The sequence below is a fragment of the uncultured Phocaeicola sp. genome (genome assembly GCF_948499155.1).
Classification (GTDB): Bacteria; Bacteroidota; Bacteroidia; order Bacteroidales; family Bacteroidaceae; genus Phocaeicola; species Phocaeicola faecalis.
Genome location: NZ_CAOOSE010000001.1, coordinates 277859 through 297129, shown reverse-complemented (window position 1 = coordinate 297129; position 19271 = coordinate 277859). Strand labels below are relative to the sequence as shown.

At 35.7% G+C, this 19271-nt stretch carries 18 protein-coding genes; 3 read left to right on the top strand and 15 right to left on the bottom strand.

Annotation, left to right across the window (positions count from 1 at the left end):
• The first annotated feature begins 10 nt into the window (after positions 1–10).
• Positions 11–637: a DedA family protein gene (locus QYT14_RS01310; RefSeq protein WP_237038028.1), complete on the top strand. Its 627-nt coding sequence runs from the start codon at positions 11–13 to the stop codon at positions 635–637.
• Between the two features lie 61 nt (positions 638–698).
• Entirely contained in the window at positions 699–1202 is a 504-nt protein-coding gene (tpx, locus tag QYT14_RS01305) for a thiol peroxidase (RefSeq protein ID WP_288324134.1), read from the top strand.
• A gap of 60 nt (positions 1203–1262) precedes the next feature.
• Here tpx and QYT14_RS01300 read toward each other — a convergent pair whose 3' ends face one another.
• Positions 1263–1880, bottom strand: coding sequence for a hypothetical protein (locus tag QYT14_RS01300; protein WP_288324133.1), 618 nt, complete (start codon positions 1878–1880; stop codon positions 1263–1265).
• 293 nt (positions 1881–2173) lie between these two features.
• Here QYT14_RS01300 and QYT14_RS01295 point away from each other — a divergent pair, with 293 nt between their 5' ends.
• The gene (locus QYT14_RS01295; RefSeq protein ID WP_288324132.1) at positions 2174–3391 is read left to right on the top strand and encodes a VapE domain-containing protein; all 1218 of its coding nucleotides are present in this window, start codon (positions 2174–2176) and stop codon (positions 3389–3391) included.
• Positions 3392–3492: 101 nt separating this feature from the next.
• Here QYT14_RS01295 and QYT14_RS01290 read toward each other — a convergent pair whose 3' ends face one another.
• From QYT14_RS01290 to QYT14_RS01225, 14 genes are all read right to left on the bottom strand, one after another.
• Positions 3493–3933, bottom strand: coding sequence for a hypothetical protein (locus QYT14_RS01290; protein WP_237038032.1), 441 nt, complete (start codon positions 3931–3933; stop codon positions 3493–3495).
• 97 nt (positions 3934–4030) lie between these two features.
• Complete coding sequence (locus QYT14_RS01285) at positions 4031–5149, bottom strand: glycosyltransferase (protein ID WP_288324131.1); 1119 nt, start codon at positions 5147–5149, stop codon at positions 4031–4033.
• Positions 5146–6156, bottom strand: a complete 1011-nt coding sequence (locus QYT14_RS01280; protein WP_288324130.1) for a hypothetical protein — start codon at positions 6154–6156, stop codon at positions 5146–5148. The genes QYT14_RS01285 and QYT14_RS01280 overlap by 4 nt, the downstream gene beginning before the upstream one ends.
• 88 nt (positions 6157–6244) lie before the next feature.
• A complete protein-coding gene (locus tag QYT14_RS01275) occupies positions 6245–7435 on the bottom strand; it encodes a glycosyltransferase family 4 protein (protein ID WP_285947408.1) in 1191 nt (396 codons plus the stop codon).
• Positions 7432–8352, bottom strand: a complete 921-nt coding sequence (locus tag QYT14_RS01270; RefSeq protein ID WP_285947409.1) for a glycosyltransferase family 2 protein — start codon at positions 8350–8352, stop codon at positions 7432–7434. The genes QYT14_RS01275 and QYT14_RS01270 overlap by 4 nt, the downstream gene beginning before the upstream one ends.
• Positions 8342–9343: a glycosyltransferase gene (locus QYT14_RS01265; protein ID WP_288324129.1), complete on the bottom strand. Its 1002-nt coding sequence runs from the start codon at positions 9341–9343 to the stop codon at positions 8342–8344. The genes QYT14_RS01270 and QYT14_RS01265 overlap by 11 nt, the downstream gene beginning before the upstream one ends.
• Before the next feature lie 5 nt (positions 9344–9348).
• Positions 9349–11241 (bottom strand): hypothetical protein, encoded by a 1893-nt coding sequence (locus QYT14_RS01260; RefSeq protein WP_288324128.1) that lies wholly within the window; start codon positions 11239–11241, stop codon positions 9349–9351.
• Positions 11242–11245: 4 nt separating this feature from the next.
• On the bottom strand, positions 11246–12256 hold the full coding sequence (locus QYT14_RS01255; protein WP_288324127.1) for a glycosyltransferase family 2 protein: 1011 nt from the start codon (positions 12254–12256) through the stop codon (positions 11246–11248).
• Positions 12253–13689, bottom strand: coding sequence for a lipopolysaccharide biosynthesis protein (locus QYT14_RS01250; protein WP_288324126.1), 1437 nt, complete (start codon positions 13687–13689; stop codon positions 12253–12255). Before QYT14_RS01250 ends, QYT14_RS01255 begins: the two co-directional genes overlap by 4 nt.
• 3 nt (positions 13690–13692) lie before the next feature.
• The gene (locus QYT14_RS01245; RefSeq protein ID WP_288324198.1) at positions 13693–14814 is read right to left on the bottom strand and encodes an MraY family glycosyltransferase; all 1122 of its coding nucleotides are present in this window, start codon (positions 14812–14814) and stop codon (positions 13693–13695) included.
• A 163-nt stretch (positions 14815–14977) separates the two neighbouring features.
• Complete coding sequence (locus tag QYT14_RS01240) at positions 14978–15544, bottom strand: UpxY family transcription antiterminator (RefSeq protein ID WP_288324125.1); 567 nt, start codon at positions 15542–15544, stop codon at positions 14978–14980.
• 337 nt (positions 15545–15881) lie between these two features.
• The gene (locus QYT14_RS01235; protein WP_288324197.1) at positions 15882–16952 is read right to left on the bottom strand and encodes a GDP-L-fucose synthase; all 1071 of its coding nucleotides are present in this window, start codon (positions 16950–16952) and stop codon (positions 15882–15884) included.
• The gene (gene gmd / locus QYT14_RS01230; RefSeq protein ID WP_237038042.1) at positions 16952–18034 is read right to left on the bottom strand and encodes a GDP-mannose 4,6-dehydratase; all 1083 of its coding nucleotides are present in this window, start codon (positions 18032–18034) and stop codon (positions 16952–16954) included. The genes QYT14_RS01235 and gmd overlap by 1 nt, the downstream gene beginning before the upstream one ends.
• Before the next feature lie 48 nt (positions 18035–18082).
• On the bottom strand, positions 18083–19147 hold the full coding sequence (locus QYT14_RS01225) for a mannose-1-phosphate guanylyltransferase (RefSeq protein ID WP_288324124.1): 1065 nt from the start codon (positions 19145–19147) through the stop codon (positions 18083–18085).
• Positions 19148–19271 lie beyond the last annotated feature (124 nt).

Sequence of the window (19271 nt, the reverse complement as noted above, 5' to 3'; positions counted from 1 at the left end):
TTAATTAATCATGGAATCAGTTGCATTTATCCAATGGTGCTTAGACCACCTTAATTATTGGACTATTACGTTATTAATGGCCATTGAAAGCTCTTTTATCCCCTTCCCGTCGGAAGTGGTGGTTCCCCCGGCCGCTTATAAAGCAGCAGGAGGAAATAGTGACCTGAATGTATTTCTGGTAGTTATTTTCGCCACCATAGGAGCCAACATCGGTGCCATCATCAATTATTACATTGCTTACTTTGTCGGCCGACCCTTGGTATACAAATTTGCCAACAGCCGCTTCGGTCACATGTGTCTGATAGACGAAGCAAAAGTACAGAACGCCGAGCGTTACTTCGACAAGCACGGTGCGCTCTCCACTTTTATCGGCCGCCTCATTCCGGCAGTACGCCAGTTGATTTCAATCCCTGCCGGCCTAGCCAAAATGAAGCTATCCACTTTCCTGCTTTACACCACATTAGGTGCAGGCATCTGGAACTGTATCTTGGCATCAATCGGCTATTACCTGCAATCAGTAGTGCCCGAAGAACAACTTCTGAGCACAGTGACCGAGTACAGCCACGAGCTGGGCTACTGCTTCATCGCCATCGGTGTATTGATAGTATGCTTCCTGGTTTACAAAGGACGAAAGTAAGTGAACCTTTTTCCACCTGCATTTGTTATAATTACAATATCAAAACTAAAATAATAAAATTATGGCAAAAACAGCATTCAAAGGCACGCCGGTGACACTGGCCGGCGAGTTTGTAAAAGCAGGAACTCCTGCACCCGAATTTACATTGGTAAAAGGTGACTTAAGCAATTATACATTGAAAGACGGAAAAGGCAAGTATCTAGTACTCAACATCTTCCCAAGTCTGGACACCGGTGTATGCGCCACCTCTGTACGCAAATTCAATCAATTGACAGCCAACCGCCCGAACGTGACGGTACTGGCCATCTCAAAAGATTTGCCTTTCGCACAGGGACGTTTCTGCACCACAGAAGGCATCGCCAATGTTGTTCCCTTGTCCGACTATCGCTATACATCCGATTTCGCACAGAAATATGGTGTACTGATGACAGACGGCCCCTTGGCAGGACTTCTGGCCCGCTCGGTAGTGGTAATCAACCCGGAAGGCAAAGTGATATATACCGAACTGGTACCCGAAATTACGCAGGAACCCAATTACGAAGCAGCCTTAAAAGCTGTAGAGTAAAACAATTCATAAAGGTGCTTTCACACCTAACCTCACGTTAATCCGCTTATAATAAGCGGGTTAACGTGAAACCCTAAAAGATCCCGGCACCGGACGGTAAGCATCAATACCGGAAACTTTCTCCAACATATTCCTCGCTATCCAAGACTTTATCCGACGATAAGCCGTGCTGCGTGTCATACCGCATACACGCTCCAATTCAAGGCGGGTGATGTAACTGTTGTATTGAAAATAGTCACTCAATATTCCCATCAGTTCAATGTCCGAATAATTCAGCGTATGCTCCCCTCTTTCGGAACGAACAAACTTCAGTCCCTCCAGTTTACCACATATAGCCTTCTCCGGCTTGTACACCACCGACTTAAAACGGATAGACTCCGCCCGCACCTCTCCTTCCTTTTCCACATCGGCCGGACACGACAACGTCATCTGAAAATATCCAATGCCGTCGATATGCACACAATTTCCTTTTTGCAGTTCCTCCACAAAACGGTCACTCATTTCGCACAACACAGCCCTCAAATCACTCTTAGTCAAACTGGTCGCCTTCTGTATATCGTCTCCCAGACTCCAGATACTAACTGTTTTCGACCTGGCTACACGAGCATGCAGATGCGCCACCTCCTTCCCGTCCACTTCGCGGGGAGGGCTCTTATACAAATCATATTCCACCTTCATAATCTTCCCTTTTTAGCGATTATTCCATACGTTTTCTCCTCATCGTCTCAGCCGGGTGAAACGAGAATTCCACTCGGCTGACATGCTCGTTCCACCCGAGTGGAACGGTCGTGCCAGCCAAGTGGAACGATGCCATTTACAGCATAAAGGTAACAAAAAAAAGGCAGACTGACACCATATCAGGCATTTATTTCCAATAAGCGGAAAAATATTTGCTGAGGCGGCAAAATATTTGCAAACCCCTCTCCCGATGTCGTAACTTAGCTGCATAGAAACCAAAAAACAAAAGAAAAATGAGCAAAAGGAACTTGAAAAATCTGAGAAAAGAGAATGAATCCTTAAAAGAAATGTGTGCCCGAAAAACAACTCCGTCCACCGACCCTGCATTGGATGCCATTTTGCAAATGGAATCATACCTGAAACGCCACTATGATTTCCGCTTTAACCGGATAAATGAAATAACCGAATACCGCCTGCACGGTACTTTGCCTTTCGCCCCCCTGAGCCAGCGTGACTTAAACTCCATCTGCATTGCAGTCCGCAAGGCAGGGATAAACTGTTGGGATAAAGACGTCAACCGTTTTATTTACTCCACACAAACCGGCAGCTATCATCCCTTCCGGCTCTATATGCAGGAACTTCCGTTGTGGGACGGCACAGACCGGCTGACCGACTTGGCACAGCGTGTTTCTGCCCACGATTACTGGGTGCGCAGTTTCCACCGATGGATGTTGGCAATGGTAGCCCAATGGATGGGCCTGGACGACACCCATGCCAATAGCGTGGCCCCCATCCTGGTCAGTCAGAAACAAGGGAAACAAAAATCCACATATATAAAAATGTTGATACCGCCCGAATTGCAAAACTATTATACCGATGATTTCAACCTGAACGCTAAGGGACAGGCCACCCGCAAATTATCGGAATACGGGCTGGTATGTATGGATGAATTTGACAAAGAAACAACCAAGAAGATGCCTTTATTAAAGAATCTGATGCAGATGGCAAGCCTGAGTTTCATCAAATCATATCAAAAGAGTTTCTCCAAACTGCCTCGAATCGCTTCGTTCGCAGGCACATCCAACCGTAAAGATATCTTAACTGACCCTTCGGGAAGCCGCCGTTTTATCTGCATCGAAGTAGAAGAGAAAATCAATACGGAAGATATCATACATTCACAAATCTATGCCCAGCTGAAAACAGAGCTGTTACGTGGTGAACGCTATTGGTTTGACAGTGACGAAGAAGCGGAAATCAATCTCCATAACCGGGAATTTTACAGACAATCAACAGAAGAGAGCATATTTAATTGTTGTTTCCGGGCGGCACAACCTGATGAAACGTATATGGAACTGTCGGCAGCAGAAATCTTCCTATCCATCAAGAAACGCTATCCCCATGCATTAAAGCAGGCATCTCCGGCTAGTTTCAGCAAAGTATTGATGTCACTTGGGGTAGAAAGGATACATACGCGCACCGGCAATCTTTATCGCGTGATAGAAATGAAATAACTCCTTTCACATAAATGCGCTATAAGTCAAACACTTACAGCGCATTTTGTGTGAAAGGAGTTTTCCTAAACTTTTCTCTCCGTACTATTTTTGTTTTATTCTTAATTGACAAAGCTCAAGTCACATACCGGTATTCCGACCTGATACTTTTTCAAAGTATTCTCACTCATTTTCCGTTTTACTTTAGAAACAGGCACCAGATAATAGAGCATCGGATTATTCGGCCTCTGTCCGTACCCTATTAATACAAAGTCGACTTTCTTCCTTCTCCGGTCAATCAGTTCTTTCCGTGAGAATTTATAGCCGTCACTTTCTGCAAAGGGATACCAAGTGCACATCACATTCACCAGCTTATCTGCCCTGTTCATCAGAGTAAGAAAATTACCCTCATTCACCATACGGCACTCTACCAAGCCCCTCTCATTAATGAACTTGCAAATGAAGGAAGCAAAGGTGTTATTATTGGCATTCTTTACCTGTGCCAATGATATTGTCGGTAAGAGAAAGCATAAAAATATGCTCAGCTTAAAATATTTACTCATTGTTGGACTACTGTTTATAAATTAAATTGGTAGTCTTAACAATGGGGAGAAGAGATTTGTTCTAGTAAGAAAAAAACATCTTCAAGTTTTTACAAATCTAAAGAACCAGCTTCTTATATATATCCCTCAATTGCTTACCTACAGTTTCAATTGTGAACATATCTACAACTCTCTGATGAGCATTATCAGATAATTTGGCTCTCAATTTGTCATTAGTCAATAATAGGTCAATCGCCTTACCAAAAGCTTGTGCATCCCGATTAGGTACCTCCAATCCTGTAACATTATTAACATTAACCCAATTTACTCCAGACCCTTGAATGGTAAAACATACAGGAACAGCTTTACAATACATTGCCTCTGCTAAAACAACTCCAAATGCCTCATTTTTAGTAATCGAAGGAAAAGCAAATATATCAGCAGCATTCATATATATTTTCACATCATCATCTGAAATTCTTCCAAGAAATTTAATTCTATTAGATTTTGAAATTTCTCGCAAAGAAGAAGTTAAAGGACCTTTTCCTGCTAAAAATATGATACAATCTGATTGGATATATTTTTCTGCTTCAATCAAATATTCAATGCCCTTATAAGGAACATGCCTTCCCATAAAAAAGATTATTTTTTTATTCCAATATACCTCTTTTAGTTTCTTCACTTTATCATTATCTGCATCCTTCATTTCAAGTTTATCCAAAGATATAACATTTGGCACTATTATTGATTTTTCCTTATAAGGAGCCAAAGGAAGAGAATCCTCCAAATATTGAGGACTTGTAACCAAAATTTTATCAGCCCGACACAAAATTCGAGTTTCTATTGGAGCAAACAAACGATATATATATTTCTGTGCTACTATATCCGAATGCCAATGTAAAACCAATTTTGTATGATCATGAATCAAAAGAAGTACATAAAAACAAAGTAGAGGATTTGGCAAATGTAAATGTATAATATCTGGAACATACGTCTTTAATAATACTTTTAATTTATGATAATAAGAGAAAGATATAGGCTGGCTAGCCAGTTCTCCAATAGAGCCTATTCTAATAATCTCAACTTTACCATCGCATGAAATATTATCAGAGTTAACATCATTAAAACATATTACTTTTTGTTCTTCTTCTGACAAGGATTTTACCAAATTATAACAAACATCCTCAATCCCACCACTATATGGTGGATAATACTTAGATATATGCAAGATTTTCACGCTGTTTCCTTTCTTTGAATATTATGGATAAAAATAAAATAAAATAGCAATGTAAATATAATAGGTTTGTAAGCATAAATAAAGCCATACCATTGAATACGACAAAGCATAGCAAATAACAAAATAAATAATGCAACAAATATTTTCCTCTTATTAGTAAATAATAAACGAATACAAATAGAATAAACTAACATATATAGTAATACCCCTATAGGGCCTAATGCAATCATCCCCTCAGAAAAAAATAATCCTCCACCAGGATTTGGCATAAATTTTTTCAATAATAATATTGTATAATTATAATCAGAAACAACTCCATAAAAAGGCCCTGGAAATAATCCAAATAATAAATTGCCAAGAACTGATAGGTTAATACCATTTTCATAATAATAACCTATACTACATAAGAAAACATATAAAACATCTGACACCGTTTGTTGTGCATATAAACTATAAAAAATCGTCTCAATAGAAATAGCATTCCCATCACGGATAATACCACTAATAACAGATAACACAAACAAAATAGATCCTCCACAAACAAGATATACTTTTTTTATGCTTTCCGTTACTACTCCACCTTCATAATTCATAATAAATAAGAAAACGATAGAAACAATACTATCAACTCTATCTCCTCCAACAATAACAAGCAATAAAATAACAGTATGCAATATAGAGCACCAACACATTCTTTCTTTCTTACATAATAACAAAGCTATATTAGTAGATATATAAATAGTGGACATATCAATTCCAAAATCAACCCCAAATACCCGAGGGTATGACATTACAGCACTAAAAAATAATAAAGCCAACAGTAAGTAATACGAAATATTGGTACATTTGAATGGAGTATAACAATAAGATTTCTTTCTTAATGGATACAACACACATAATAAGATGAAATTAGTAAGAACTAATAAAATAAAACCAGTAAAAATTGTCTTATCAGAAAAAATATTACGATACAATGACAAAACCCCGGGAACAGGCAGCTCATTCATAAAAGCAATCATTGTTATCAATGGAAACAAAGAAACTAATAATATTAATTGGAGTAAAACACTCCTAAACCTCAATATACAATATATATTAATTAGTAATATGAGAATCTCCAGTAGTACCATTTTGCTTATATTCTATATACTCACTTAATATGTTTTTAAATGTATCCTCTGAAAATAATGATAAATCAGGTAAATGAAATCCCGATTTTTTAATAAAATCAAAAGCACCATATAAATTCTCAGGAGAAAGAGGATTTATAAAATAATAGTTACCCACTATTTGGGCAAGTTCTTTCATACCTCCATAATTCATCGTTAATATATATAAACCAGAAGCAACAGCTTCAATAATGGACAATGGCGCATTTTCATAACAGCAAGAAGGAAGTACAAAGGCATCATACAATGGCAGTCTACTCATTAGCTCTTTCCAAGGCAATTTCCCTCTAAAGAAAATCCGGTCTTGCATATTTAAATCATTAACTAATTTATGCAAATTAATAGCTTCAGGCCCATCTCCATAAATATGTAATTCATATAAATCAGAAACTTTACTTAAATTCTCTATTAGCACATCCAACCCTTTTTCTAATGATAGACGTCCAAAATAAACTAATTGCAAAGAAGCTTTTTTTTCTTTTTGCAAAATTGCCAAAGAAATATTTTTCATATCCAATGGATTTCTTAGCAAACAAACCTTTTTATTGGGATAACATTCTTTGATTTTCGAAACCAAAAACAAACTTGGACATAATATCACATCAAAAACAGAATGTAACTTTAATATTTTATAGGCAAATAACCATTGAATTTTTTTTAGAATACTATATACATGTCCTCTGTGATCTAATGTCTTAAAAATAAAATCCTTTACGCCCAATATTTGGGGAAATAAATGCATCTTTTTATCCTTGAAATACATTAACCCACTATTAGGACAAATCAAATGTGCATCGTGTGCATTATATATAACTCTAATATTAGGATTCTTTCTTTTATATTTCTTTATAGCCCAAAGAATAGAAGGAGAAAAAGAATAAGCATAATTTAAAACATAAATAATATCATATTTCCCTTCCCTCAAACGCTTTAATATAGTTCTAAAATTCTTGATAGAAAATACATAAGAAAAAATAGAACCCTGAGGGGAAATACGTTCACTATGATATACCATATCAACATCATAGCCTTGCTTCACCAAAACTTCATGTGTCTTTTGGAAAATAATTTCGGCACCACCACCTATTCTAAAATCATTTAATAACAGAATTCTCATCCTTTACTTATTTTTTTAGCCAATTTATAGATAGTTCTCATTATAGGCTTAGGCAAATTGTAAAATAAATAATATACATACTTCTGTCTCTTAAAATCCACTGATAATAAAATATTTTTTACTTCATCAGGTGAAATATTAAACAGATAATATGGACGTAACATACGTACAATCAATGCATCAATTAAATAAGCCAATTTACTAGAAGGATTTGTAAAAGTTGATTTTATATAATACATAAAATTATTATGTACTGGAATTAACTTACGAGTAATACTCCCTGACACATCTCTATTATAATAAGATAAAACTTCATTCATATATGCTACTTTGTATTCTGAAGCTATTTGTAACCACAATAAAATATCTTCTCCAGTGGATATATTTTCATTAAATTGTTTTTTTAACAAAATATCCTTGCGTATAACAACGGAAGATGTGTGCACTGGAGAGACTAAATTAGTAGAAAAAATATCAATATAGTCGATTATCTGTGCCCCACTGGGCATAAGGCGGTGGATAAATACAGGTAAAATATCTTTTTTACAAACTTCTGCAAAAGAAGAACTATACATAGCAGCATATGGATATTGTTGTATTAAAGTACACATTTTTTCTAAAAACAAACTGCTCCACCAATCATCTCCGTCTATAAATGCAATATAAGAATAGCGAGCTAAAGATATACCATAATTACGAGCTGCGGATACTCCTCCATTTTTTTTAGAAACTAATCGTATACGAGAATCTTGAATACGTTCTACTATTTCATAGCTGTTATCCGTTGAACCATCATCTACTACTATTATTTCAAAATCAGTATATGACTGCTTCAGTATAGACAAAATAGTATTTTCAATGTAGAGTTCTTTATTGTACAATGGAACAATAACAGAAAACTTTATCTTATTTTCCATTTTTCATTTTTAAATAATAAAACAAATGAGTTATACATAAGCAATAAATATAGCCTACTCTTGCAGGAAAATAATATTGCAAATGCCAAAATAACCTAGACAGCTTATTTCTCAGTGATTTCAAAGAAGGAAATATAACATCATTCCTATAATTTAAATAAATAGTATATAGCGTATCTGGATAATGCACCTCAATTTTCTTTAAGAACGTAGATATCTTTACCCCTTCTACAAAATGAAAGACCTCAATATTTTCACGCAAATTATATTGTTTAACAAGTTTATTTAACTCAGAAACAATATTAGAATAAGCCACAAAATTACGACTATTAAAATTAGTAGTTATTGAATTTTCATGTATATAATACAAATACGTTTGTTTTCTAATAACATACATAGAATCAGCAACACATGCTAATTGAAATGACCACAACATATCCTCATGCAACAACCCTTCTTTAAAATACAGTTCCTTTTCAAGAATAAGCTTCCTATTGAGCAATTTATTTACAGCCATCATATACCATTGACCTGAAACGAAAGCATTAAGAATATTTTCATTTCCTGATATTTTCCCTTGTTTTAATAATAATGGCGGATACAATTTATCAGAACCAATAACATGATAATCTGCTATCACAAAATCTAAATTTGGTTCATTAAATAAAGGTTCCACAAGATATTCTATACAATTGCTAGCTATAGTATCATCACTATCTAAGAAATATATAAAATCCCCTTCTGCTGCACTTATGCCTGTATTACGAGCAGCAGATAGTCCTCTATTTTGTTTATGATATAATATTCGAATTGGAAAAGGTTGCGGATGTGATTCAACAAAGTTATGCACAATTTCCATACTATTATCCTGACCACAATCATCGATTAGTATTACTTCTAAATCCTTATAAGTTTGATTAAAAACAGAGTTCAAACATGCTGTAACATATTTTGCAACATTATAAATGGGTATAATAATCGATACTTTCATAGATATTATTTAATAAGTTTAGATAATACTTTTCTACCTATTGATTCTCCTATCCACGAATAAACACTATAAACCAAAGATCCCCTAATCCATTCTTTGCAATCAAATTTTCTTTTTAGTATCTGCACAAAAGAGTATTTCCGGATTAATGAAACATAATGAAATCTGTCATCATTAGACATTATATTCATTAATGCCAATAAGTCTCGTCTGTATGGAATCCGAGCAAAAGAAAATAGATTATAATAAATAAATGGAAGTATCTCTTTGTTATATAAATAAAGCATATTATTAGTGTAATATAAAACATATTTTTCTGCTATCTTTTTATGAATAACACACAAATCATTACCAATTTGAGAAGATGAACCTTCCTCATAAACCGGAAGGACTATTCCATTTTCCTTTTTATATTTTATTGTCCTTAAGCTACCTGTTGCACAAAAGTATTGCTCAATCACAGAATATAATGATCCCATATTCTTCAATGTGTCAGTATCATTTACATATCGTTCTCCATAAAACTCAGAATAATAGTCCCCTGCATTCAATGACAATTCTCTTTCTCCTGTAACTTCAAGATAATACCCCTTTACAGAAGGATAGCCTGCTTCATTAAGTAATTTATTAATGATTTTGTGACATTTTCTAGTTCCGCGAACATCTACAATAGCATTACTATATTTAGTGGAAGCAAGACCTATTTGTTCCAAATATTCAACTGTTAGCCCTTTCTGCTCTAAATATTCATTATTTATAGTTTTTACAAAGTGAGGATTCTCATAAAGCATATGTATTTTATTAATCCCTTCATCTTTGGACATTATTACTTTGTCGAATTCTTCCGTTGATATAAATTGGCTAATATCAATATTTGTTTTATCAGCAAATACCTCTTTCAATTTTTTTCCTTCCAAATTACCCAAAAGCAATAAAAGACAATCCTCTGATGGCACATCTATACCCGGAAAATATAATGCACTACGAGATGTGTAAAAATATTCTAATTCTATTTCTGGATATTGATTATGAAGCAAACAGGCTATATAATATGGAAGATAGCCATCTCTTGATAAAAAATAAAGTTTTTCAATTTTCTCTTTCTTTGCATTTTCTAAAATATTATTAACAAACCCCGTCATTAAAGGTATAACAATATTACTAGCTAAATCTACCTGAGGAGAACCTTTAAACGAAAGACGAACAGCCTTTTGAATACCAGCCATTATTTGATTTAGAAATACTCCAGGATATAAGCTAAGTTGCAATAATTGTTTTTCATAATTAGAAAAACTATGAGTTACTTTATGGGCAATAATTCCTTTCTTTTTAGGTACAACATAATCACTATAATAATTATCACCATAATGATGCCAATGCTGATAAGACAAATTATTGTCTCTAGCTACTAAATCATACAATGTACCTTCATTTTTAGTTGCACCAACTTCACAAGAAACATATAATTTATCCCCATCTTTCCAAAAGCCATATTTTACCAATATTTCTTTTATGAAAACTTCTGGAAGATACATATCTGAAATATATAAAACAGAAATACCACATTCATGCAATTCAACTATCTTATTTTGGATAGATGATACAGCAACCAAAACATCACGTTCTATATCTATTTCCTTTTTAAGAATATCATTCTTAGCTTTTAGGGTCAATATAGGGAAGTCAAATTCATCATAGATTTCTTGTAAGGTAACCTCTCCTTTTTTCCTTTTTCGTGCACGTGCTTCTGCCGTAATACGTGAATTTACAAAATCAGCCCTTAAACTTTCACTACTATCAACTCCTAATGTTCGAAGAGCCAGTATATCAAAAACATTATGAGAAAAGCCACATGTCCTAATTAAGCAAGTATCAAAAATATCAAAAGAATAATGCATATTATTAACTGTTAAATAGTGGAGTTAATTTTGCTTGTTCAGGCCGCAATATTCTCCATATATTACGCATCCCATTGTATATCGGAAGCATTCCCATTAATGCAAATATCACAGCGGTTCTCCAATACAGGCTAGGAAGTAAATCTTTATTCTTTATCACAACCTTTATTTTTAAATCCCGATACGGTTCCATCCATTCAGATTGCAATTTTCCAGAAGTCCTAAATAATAATTGAATAAGATTACGCAATCGTATCATATCAATCTCATCACTAAACCTACTAAGTATCTTTTTTTCTTCCAAAAAAGAATAGAGATATTTTTCACATTCTCGAATATTTTCCAATGAATGTCGTGAAATTGCTCTAGAATAAGATCCTAAATTATCCTGCATATAATGCAAAAATGCTTGAGGAATATGTACTATTTTTTGAGCATAATAAAACAATTGCAAAGAAATCAAAAAATCCTCACCATAATTGACGCCATTCTTATAAAATATATTATTAGCAAAATAAAGTTCCCTTTTTATTAATTTATTCCATAAAAAACCTTTTAAGCGATCAGATAAATTTGCTCTAAAGCATTCTTCCCAAGTATTAGGCACAAATTGATGTATATAAGATACTTGATGCGATGTATGCACATAATAATCTGATATTACCATATCAGCATTTTTTTGCATAGCCAACATATACATTTCTTCTATCATATTTGGCTCACAATAATCATCACTATCAATATATGATATATAATCTCCTTTTGCTTGAAGTAGTCCCATATTTCTAACAGCGGCTATTCCTCTATTGTTTTTATTATGAATAATTTGGAATTGTATTCCTCCGTTATAATCTTTTAAAATTTGTTCTATTATATCCATACTATTATCAGGAGTACAATCATCTATTATAATACACTCAACTCCTTCAGTCATTGTCTGATTTATAACAGAGTTCAGACACCTAGATATATACTTCTCAACATTATATACTGGAATTATTATTGAAACTTTCATTTATAATTTTCTATAAGTTTTTTTATAAAGAGGAACTCACTATAACGAAATAAATAAGAAACCAATAAATAGAAACATCCACCTAAAATAATAGAACAGATTATCTGAGCTAGTGGTTCTAATCCCAAAAATGTCAAAATATACAATATACAAACTAGCCCGATATTAAGTATAAATATAGGGAATAATGATATTAATTGTTTTCTTAAACTAGTATTAATAACCAATCTTGAGTATCTTGTAATAATATACATATCACAAAAAGCATATACAATGAGCCCTATACACATTATTTTAATTCCTAATGGTATAGTAATAATTAAAATAATTACTGCAATCATTTTCTTTAAAATTTCAGCTTTTAACAAATAATTGCTCTTACCCCTAACATTAATAATATTACAATTAATAACCATTATAGGATCCCATAGATAAGCTATACAAAGAATCTGCAATAAGGGAACAATAGGTAACCATTTTTCTGTTAATATTAAAATTACTAGAGGTTTGGCTAACACACATAACGTTAACATCAATGGAAAAATAATATAGGAAGTCATTCTCAAATATTGTATAAATGTTCGTTCCAATCTATCCAAATCATTTTGAATGTTACATTGTATAGGATAAATAGCACGTACAATAACATTTATAATATTGCTTGAGGGAAAATAAGCCAGTGTATATGCTCTATTATAATATCCTAAATCTAAAGCACTAAATTTTTTACCTATCACCAAATTATAAAGATTTTGATAAATAGTATGTAGCACACTAGACAGCAACAATTTAGATCCAAAAGAAAACAAACTCTTAAATGACTGGAATGAGAAACATAATTTAGGCCACCACTTTGCAAAAATAGCAAGCAGACAAGAGCATAGCAAATTATTCAGCAATGCCTGAAAGACCAATGCCCATACTCCATATCCATTATATGCCAAATATACCCCCATTCCTCCACTAATTATCACCGCAATCAAAGAAGCTAATGCTTGACGTTTAAAATCTAACTTTATAGTCAAAATAGCTCTTTGAACTATTGAAAAAGATATAATAATGATATTAAGTCCAACCACTTTCATGATTATGGTTAGCTGAGGTTCATTATAAAATTCTGCAATATAAGGCGCACCTAAAAATAAACATATATATATAACAATTCCAACAACAATATTAAAATAAAAAACTGTTGAGAAATCAACTATTGTTCGATTTTGCTTTTGTATAAGAGCATTAGAAAATCCACTATCAATAAACGTTTGTGCCAATGCCATAAAAACCCCTAACATGGCTATTAAGCCATAATCAGATGGCAAAACCAAACGAGCGATAATAATACTCAATAAGAATTGAATACCTTGAACTGAAAACCTTTCAACAGCACTCCAAAATACACTATTAGTAGCTTTATGCTTTAGTGATTCAGACATTAATTAATCAGTTGTTACATTATTAATAGCTTTCTTTCTCTCAATCACTTTATCCATATACATATGCATCCCTGTCCAGGCTGCTACATCCACAATAAACAACAATGTATTATCAACATAGCTAACCAAAAGGATATTACTTAAACTGAACAAAAAAGAAATGAACAAAATAGTAATCATTGCGTTTCTGACAGTAAATCCCATGGCAAGAAACTTATGATGGATATGCGTTTTGTCCGGCAAAAAAGGACTTTTTCCATTACGAACCCGACGGATGACAACGCGAATGACATCCAGACACGGGACTAGTAGTACACTGAATGCAACCAATATAGCACCATTGTAATTGAAATTCATCACTACATATTGGTTCATTATATATTTGATGGTTAGAAAACTGAGAATAAAGCCTAAAGTCAAGCTACCGGTGTCTCCCATGAATATCTTTTTTCCACGCTCTGCCTGACCAAATACATTGTAATAAAAGAAAGGAAGTAATACACCGATGGTAGTAAAGGCTAAAAGGCTGTAAAGCCATAAGCTATTATAAATAAACAGATTACCGTATACAAACAGGGCAACAATACTCAGTCCGGAAGCCAAACCATCTATACCGTCAATCAAATTGACGGCATTTGTGATAAATACAACCAGCAAAATAGAGAATGGCATCCCGATGTATGCAGGAATGGAATAAATGCCAAACATTCCGTAAAAATCATTTACATACAGACCTGCCAACGGGAACATGACTGACGCAAAAATCTGTACCACAAACTTCTGACGCCAGCGCACTCCGACTAAATCATCGGCAATACCGACAATGAAAAGTAGAGTCAGACCGCTACATAGCAATAAAAGTTCCGGAAATTGGGTCGCGCTATCCGTCCAAAAGAACCATCCTGCCTTCTCACACAATGCTACCAAAAACGTAATGGCAAAAAGTATGGTGGGGAAAAAACAAACGCCTCCCAAACGTGAAATCGGACGTATATGAACTTTTCTGCCATCAGGAAGATCAAACAGCCCTTTTCTTCTTGAAATGATGATGATATTGGGAATAATGATACGTGCCAGACTGATAGCCAGCACGAAGCCTATTAAGATAATTATCAAATGCTCCATCATAATTTAAATTATAAAGCCAAAGAATAAGTTTTCTCACAATGGGGGTAATCATAATTTAAATGACAGATATGATAATGTTCACCATTACCCAGAGATAATAGGGCAACAGTAATCGTTTTCTTTTTTTGCAAAATTACATCCATTCCTTTAGTTTTTGTGTCTAGTTATTAAGTCTTTCTATATATCCTATGGGCATCTCTACACAAGCAAAACCCAATGCTGCAATACGAACGGCAACCTTGGTTTTCCCGTCTACAGTGACCAACTCTCCCTCCAGTCCTGATAAAGGTCCCTTGATTACCCGTACTTTTTCACCGGGTATCAGGGAAGAATCATTAAGCGAAACAGCACTGTCCGAATAATCGAGCATAAACCGAAACCGCTCCATTTGTTCGTCGGGTATGACCAATGGCACACTTTCGCCACGATTCACCATATACCGATTCACCGAATATAATTCAAGCACTTTCTTCCGTTCCAAAGCATCTACGTGAACAAATACAATCATAGGAAGCAATACTCTGGATATTTTTTTCCGGCGATCACTCCATTGATGAATTTCTTCTTGTATCGGAAGAAAGTTTTCAATCCCTATAGCGTTTAGGCGAGCACTTGTTTTCTTCTCGTGATAAAGGCGGACGTACACAGCCAACCACTGCTTTGGGTAGGCTTCGCCGTTACCTGTCACAATAGCAGGTAAATCAAGCGCTTCTTTTTCTGAATCCATAAAACTCATAATTAGCATTTTAGCATATATCTATTATTCACATATTTAATAATAGATACACCTATCATACTAAGATAATGCAAATATAATGGAATACTGCGTAATAAAACAGCTTTTTTGAATTATTTATCCAATTATTCCGCACATCAGCAATTATATTCAAAAAAATATTTTGCAAACGAATTAACATTATCTAGTTAGACAGATACTTATGTTTAACAGAATTAGATGTAAATTGTTTCGGCTGTATCCTATTATCGCTGTTATCCCTTCGGATTATATCAAAAAAAGAAGACCAACTAACTCATTTTAAGTTAATTGGTCGTTCCATTATATTTTAGGATAAATACCATTGATACATTTTATGAACCCCTTCATCAATATCAATCCGATGATGCCACCCCAATGCATGCAGTTTGCTCACATCGGTCAGTTTCCTCATAGTACCATCCGGTTTGGTTGAATCAAAAATCACCTGACCCTGATACTTCGTTTCCTTCACTATCAAATTGGCTAGGTCGGCAATGGTTATTTCTTTGCCCGTACCGATATTAATATGGCAATTCCGAATATCCTTTGTACCTTTCTGATAAGTGTCTTCAAAATTGACATGCTCCATTATGTAAATGCTGGCATCAGCCATCTCTTCGCTCCACAAAAACTCGCGAAGCGGTTTACCGGTTCCCCACAGCACTACCGATTGTCCGGTGATGCCGTATTTATGTAAAACAGACAGGATTTCGTCTTCACTACCGGCTCCGCTCACTCCCTCTATTGGACGGAGATTCAGGTCCTTACGTATAGATTCCCAATCAGACTCATTCAAGCATTTCGCCAAATGAATCTTACGAATCATGGCAGGCATGACATGGCTGTTTTCAAGATGGAAGTTGTCATTCGGCCCATATAAATTAGTAGGCATCACTGCGATATAGTTTGTACCATATTGCAGGTTAAAACTTTCACACATCTTCAGCCCGGCTATCTTGGCTATCGCATACGGCTCATTGGTATATTCCAACGGAGAGGTCAGCAGCGCATCTTCTTTCATGGGCTGTTGCGCATCGCGAGGATAAATGCAGGTACTGCCCAAAAAGAGCAATTTCTTCACTCCATGACGAAAACTCTCCCCAATCACATTTTGCTGAATTTGCAGATTCTGGTAGATAAAATCAGCCCGATAGAGACTGTTTGCCATAATGCCTCCCACATGAGCTGCCGCCAAAATAACATATTCGGGCTGTTCGGCATCAAAGAAAGTCCTCACAGCAACTCCATCAAGCAAATCCAATTCTTTATGAGAACGGCCTACTAAGTTAGTATATCCTTTCTTCTGTAAATTGTTCCATATAGCGGAGCCCACCAATCCATGATGGCCTGCCACATATATCTTGGCCGTTTTTTCCATCATTCCCCGATTTGCTCCTTCAAATACAATTTCTTCACAAATTTCATATCATGCCGCACCATAATCTTCACCAGCTCCGGGAAAGAAGTTTTACGTGGATTCCACCCCAGCACTGTTTTCGCTTTGGTAGGATCGCCCAACAACTGTTCTACTTCAGCCGGACGGAAATACTTGGGATCAACAGCCACCAGTTCTCTGCCTGTGTTAATATCGATTCCTTTTTCCTCTACTCCTTTTCCTTCCCAACGCAGTTCGATACCAACTTCCTTGAATGCCAATGTACAGAATTCACGTACCGTATGGTATTCGCCGGTTGCAATCACAAAGTCTTCCGGTGTCTCGTGCTGAAGTATCAGCCACATACATTCCACATAATCTTTGGCATATCCCCAGTCGCGCAATGAGTCAAGATTTCCCAAATACAATTTATCTTGAAAGCCTTGGGCAATACGAGAGGCCGCTAACGTTATTTTACGTGTCACGAAATTCTCTCCACGCCGTTCGCTTTCATGGTTAAACAGAATGCCGTTCACAGCAAACATTCCGTAACTTTCACGATAGTTCTTTGTAATCCAAAAACCATACTGCTTGGCTACTCCATACGGAGAACGCGGATAAAACGGAGTCGTCTCTTTCTGAGGAACCTCCTGCACCAGTCCGAATAATTCGGAGGTGGAAGCCTGATATATCTTGGTCTTTTTTTCCAATCCCAAGATGCGAACTGCCTCCAGCATACGCAATGTGCCTATCGCGTCAGCTTCAGCAGTGTATTCGGGAACGTCGAAACTTACTTTTACATGGCTTTGCGCTGCCAGATTATATATTTCATCCGGCTGGACAGCCTGAATGATGCGAATCAAAGAACTGCTGTCCGTCATATCTCCCCAATGTAAATTTATCAGACGGCTTTTCTTCATATCGCGCACCCACTCATCAAGATAAAGATGCTCAATACGCCCCGTATTAAACGAGGAAGAACGGCGCAAAATGCCGTGGACTTCATACCCTTTGTCAATTAAAAACTCTGCCAGGAACGAACCGTCCTGTCCTGTAATACCTGAAATCAATGCTACCTTTTTCATTCTTATAAAAATTTATTTAGCTTCTTTTCTCTGAAAAGAATAGTCTGGTCATTCGGCCGAAAATTCCTTGATACGCTGCTCCTCACTCAGTCTGCAAATAAGAAGAGTATTGTCTTTTTCTGCTACGATATATCCGTCAAGCCCCTGCACCACCACTTTTTTCTCTTGCGTAGTGTGAATGACACAATTCCGTGTCTCATACAATTTTATATTCTGCCCTATCTGAGTGTTATTATGGGCATCTTTAGGCAGGTTTCCGTGCAAGGAACCCCATGTACCCAAGTCACTCCATCCAAAGTTGGAGGGGAAAACAAATATCTCATCCGCCTTTTCCATAATGGCATAATCGACAGAAATGTTTTCACATAACGGAAAATTTTGATTTATCATTTCCTGCTCCCGCTCCGTGTAATAGTAAGGCAGCAATCGCTCGAAGATTTTCGAAATGGCCGGTTGATACACCCGCAGCGCATTTACAACCGTACTCACATTCCATACAAAAATGCCGGCATTCCAAAAGAAATTATTTTTCTTGATATATCTTTCGGCTGTCTCCAAATTAGGCTTTTCTTTAAACGAATACACCCGATACACCTCTTTGTTTGAGGTGGAAGGTACAGTCAAATCCGCTTCTATATATCCATATCCTGTTTCGGGACGGGTAGGTTTCATCCCCAAAGTCAGAATTGCATCCGAATCGGCAGTAAACTTCATGGCGGAGTTTATCACCCGCTGAAATTCTATTACATCCATCACAATATGGTCACTGGGTGTTACCACCATATTGGCTTTGGGATTACGCGCCTTGATTTTCCAACTGACATAAGCGATGCAGGGAGCCGTGTTGCGACGGCAAGGTTCGCGCAAAATATGATCATCAGCTATTTCGGGCAATTGCTCCTTTACCGTTTCTGCATATTTTTCAGAAGTAACCACCCAAACATTTTCAGGCGGACAAATACCTTTAAAACGGTCTGCCGTTAATTGAATTAATGTACGTCCACAACCTAACACATCTATAAACTGTTTAGGATAATCGGGGGTGCTCATCGGCCAAAACCGGCTGCCTACGCCACCCGCCATAATAACGAGGTGATTATTCTTAATATTCATACATTTTCATTTTACATTGTATAAGTGCAAAGATAACTATTATTTTCAGAAAAAGGCATTGTATATTAATTTATATACTCTATATTTGCATGAAATCAACAAATTTCCGTCTACGGACAATTAT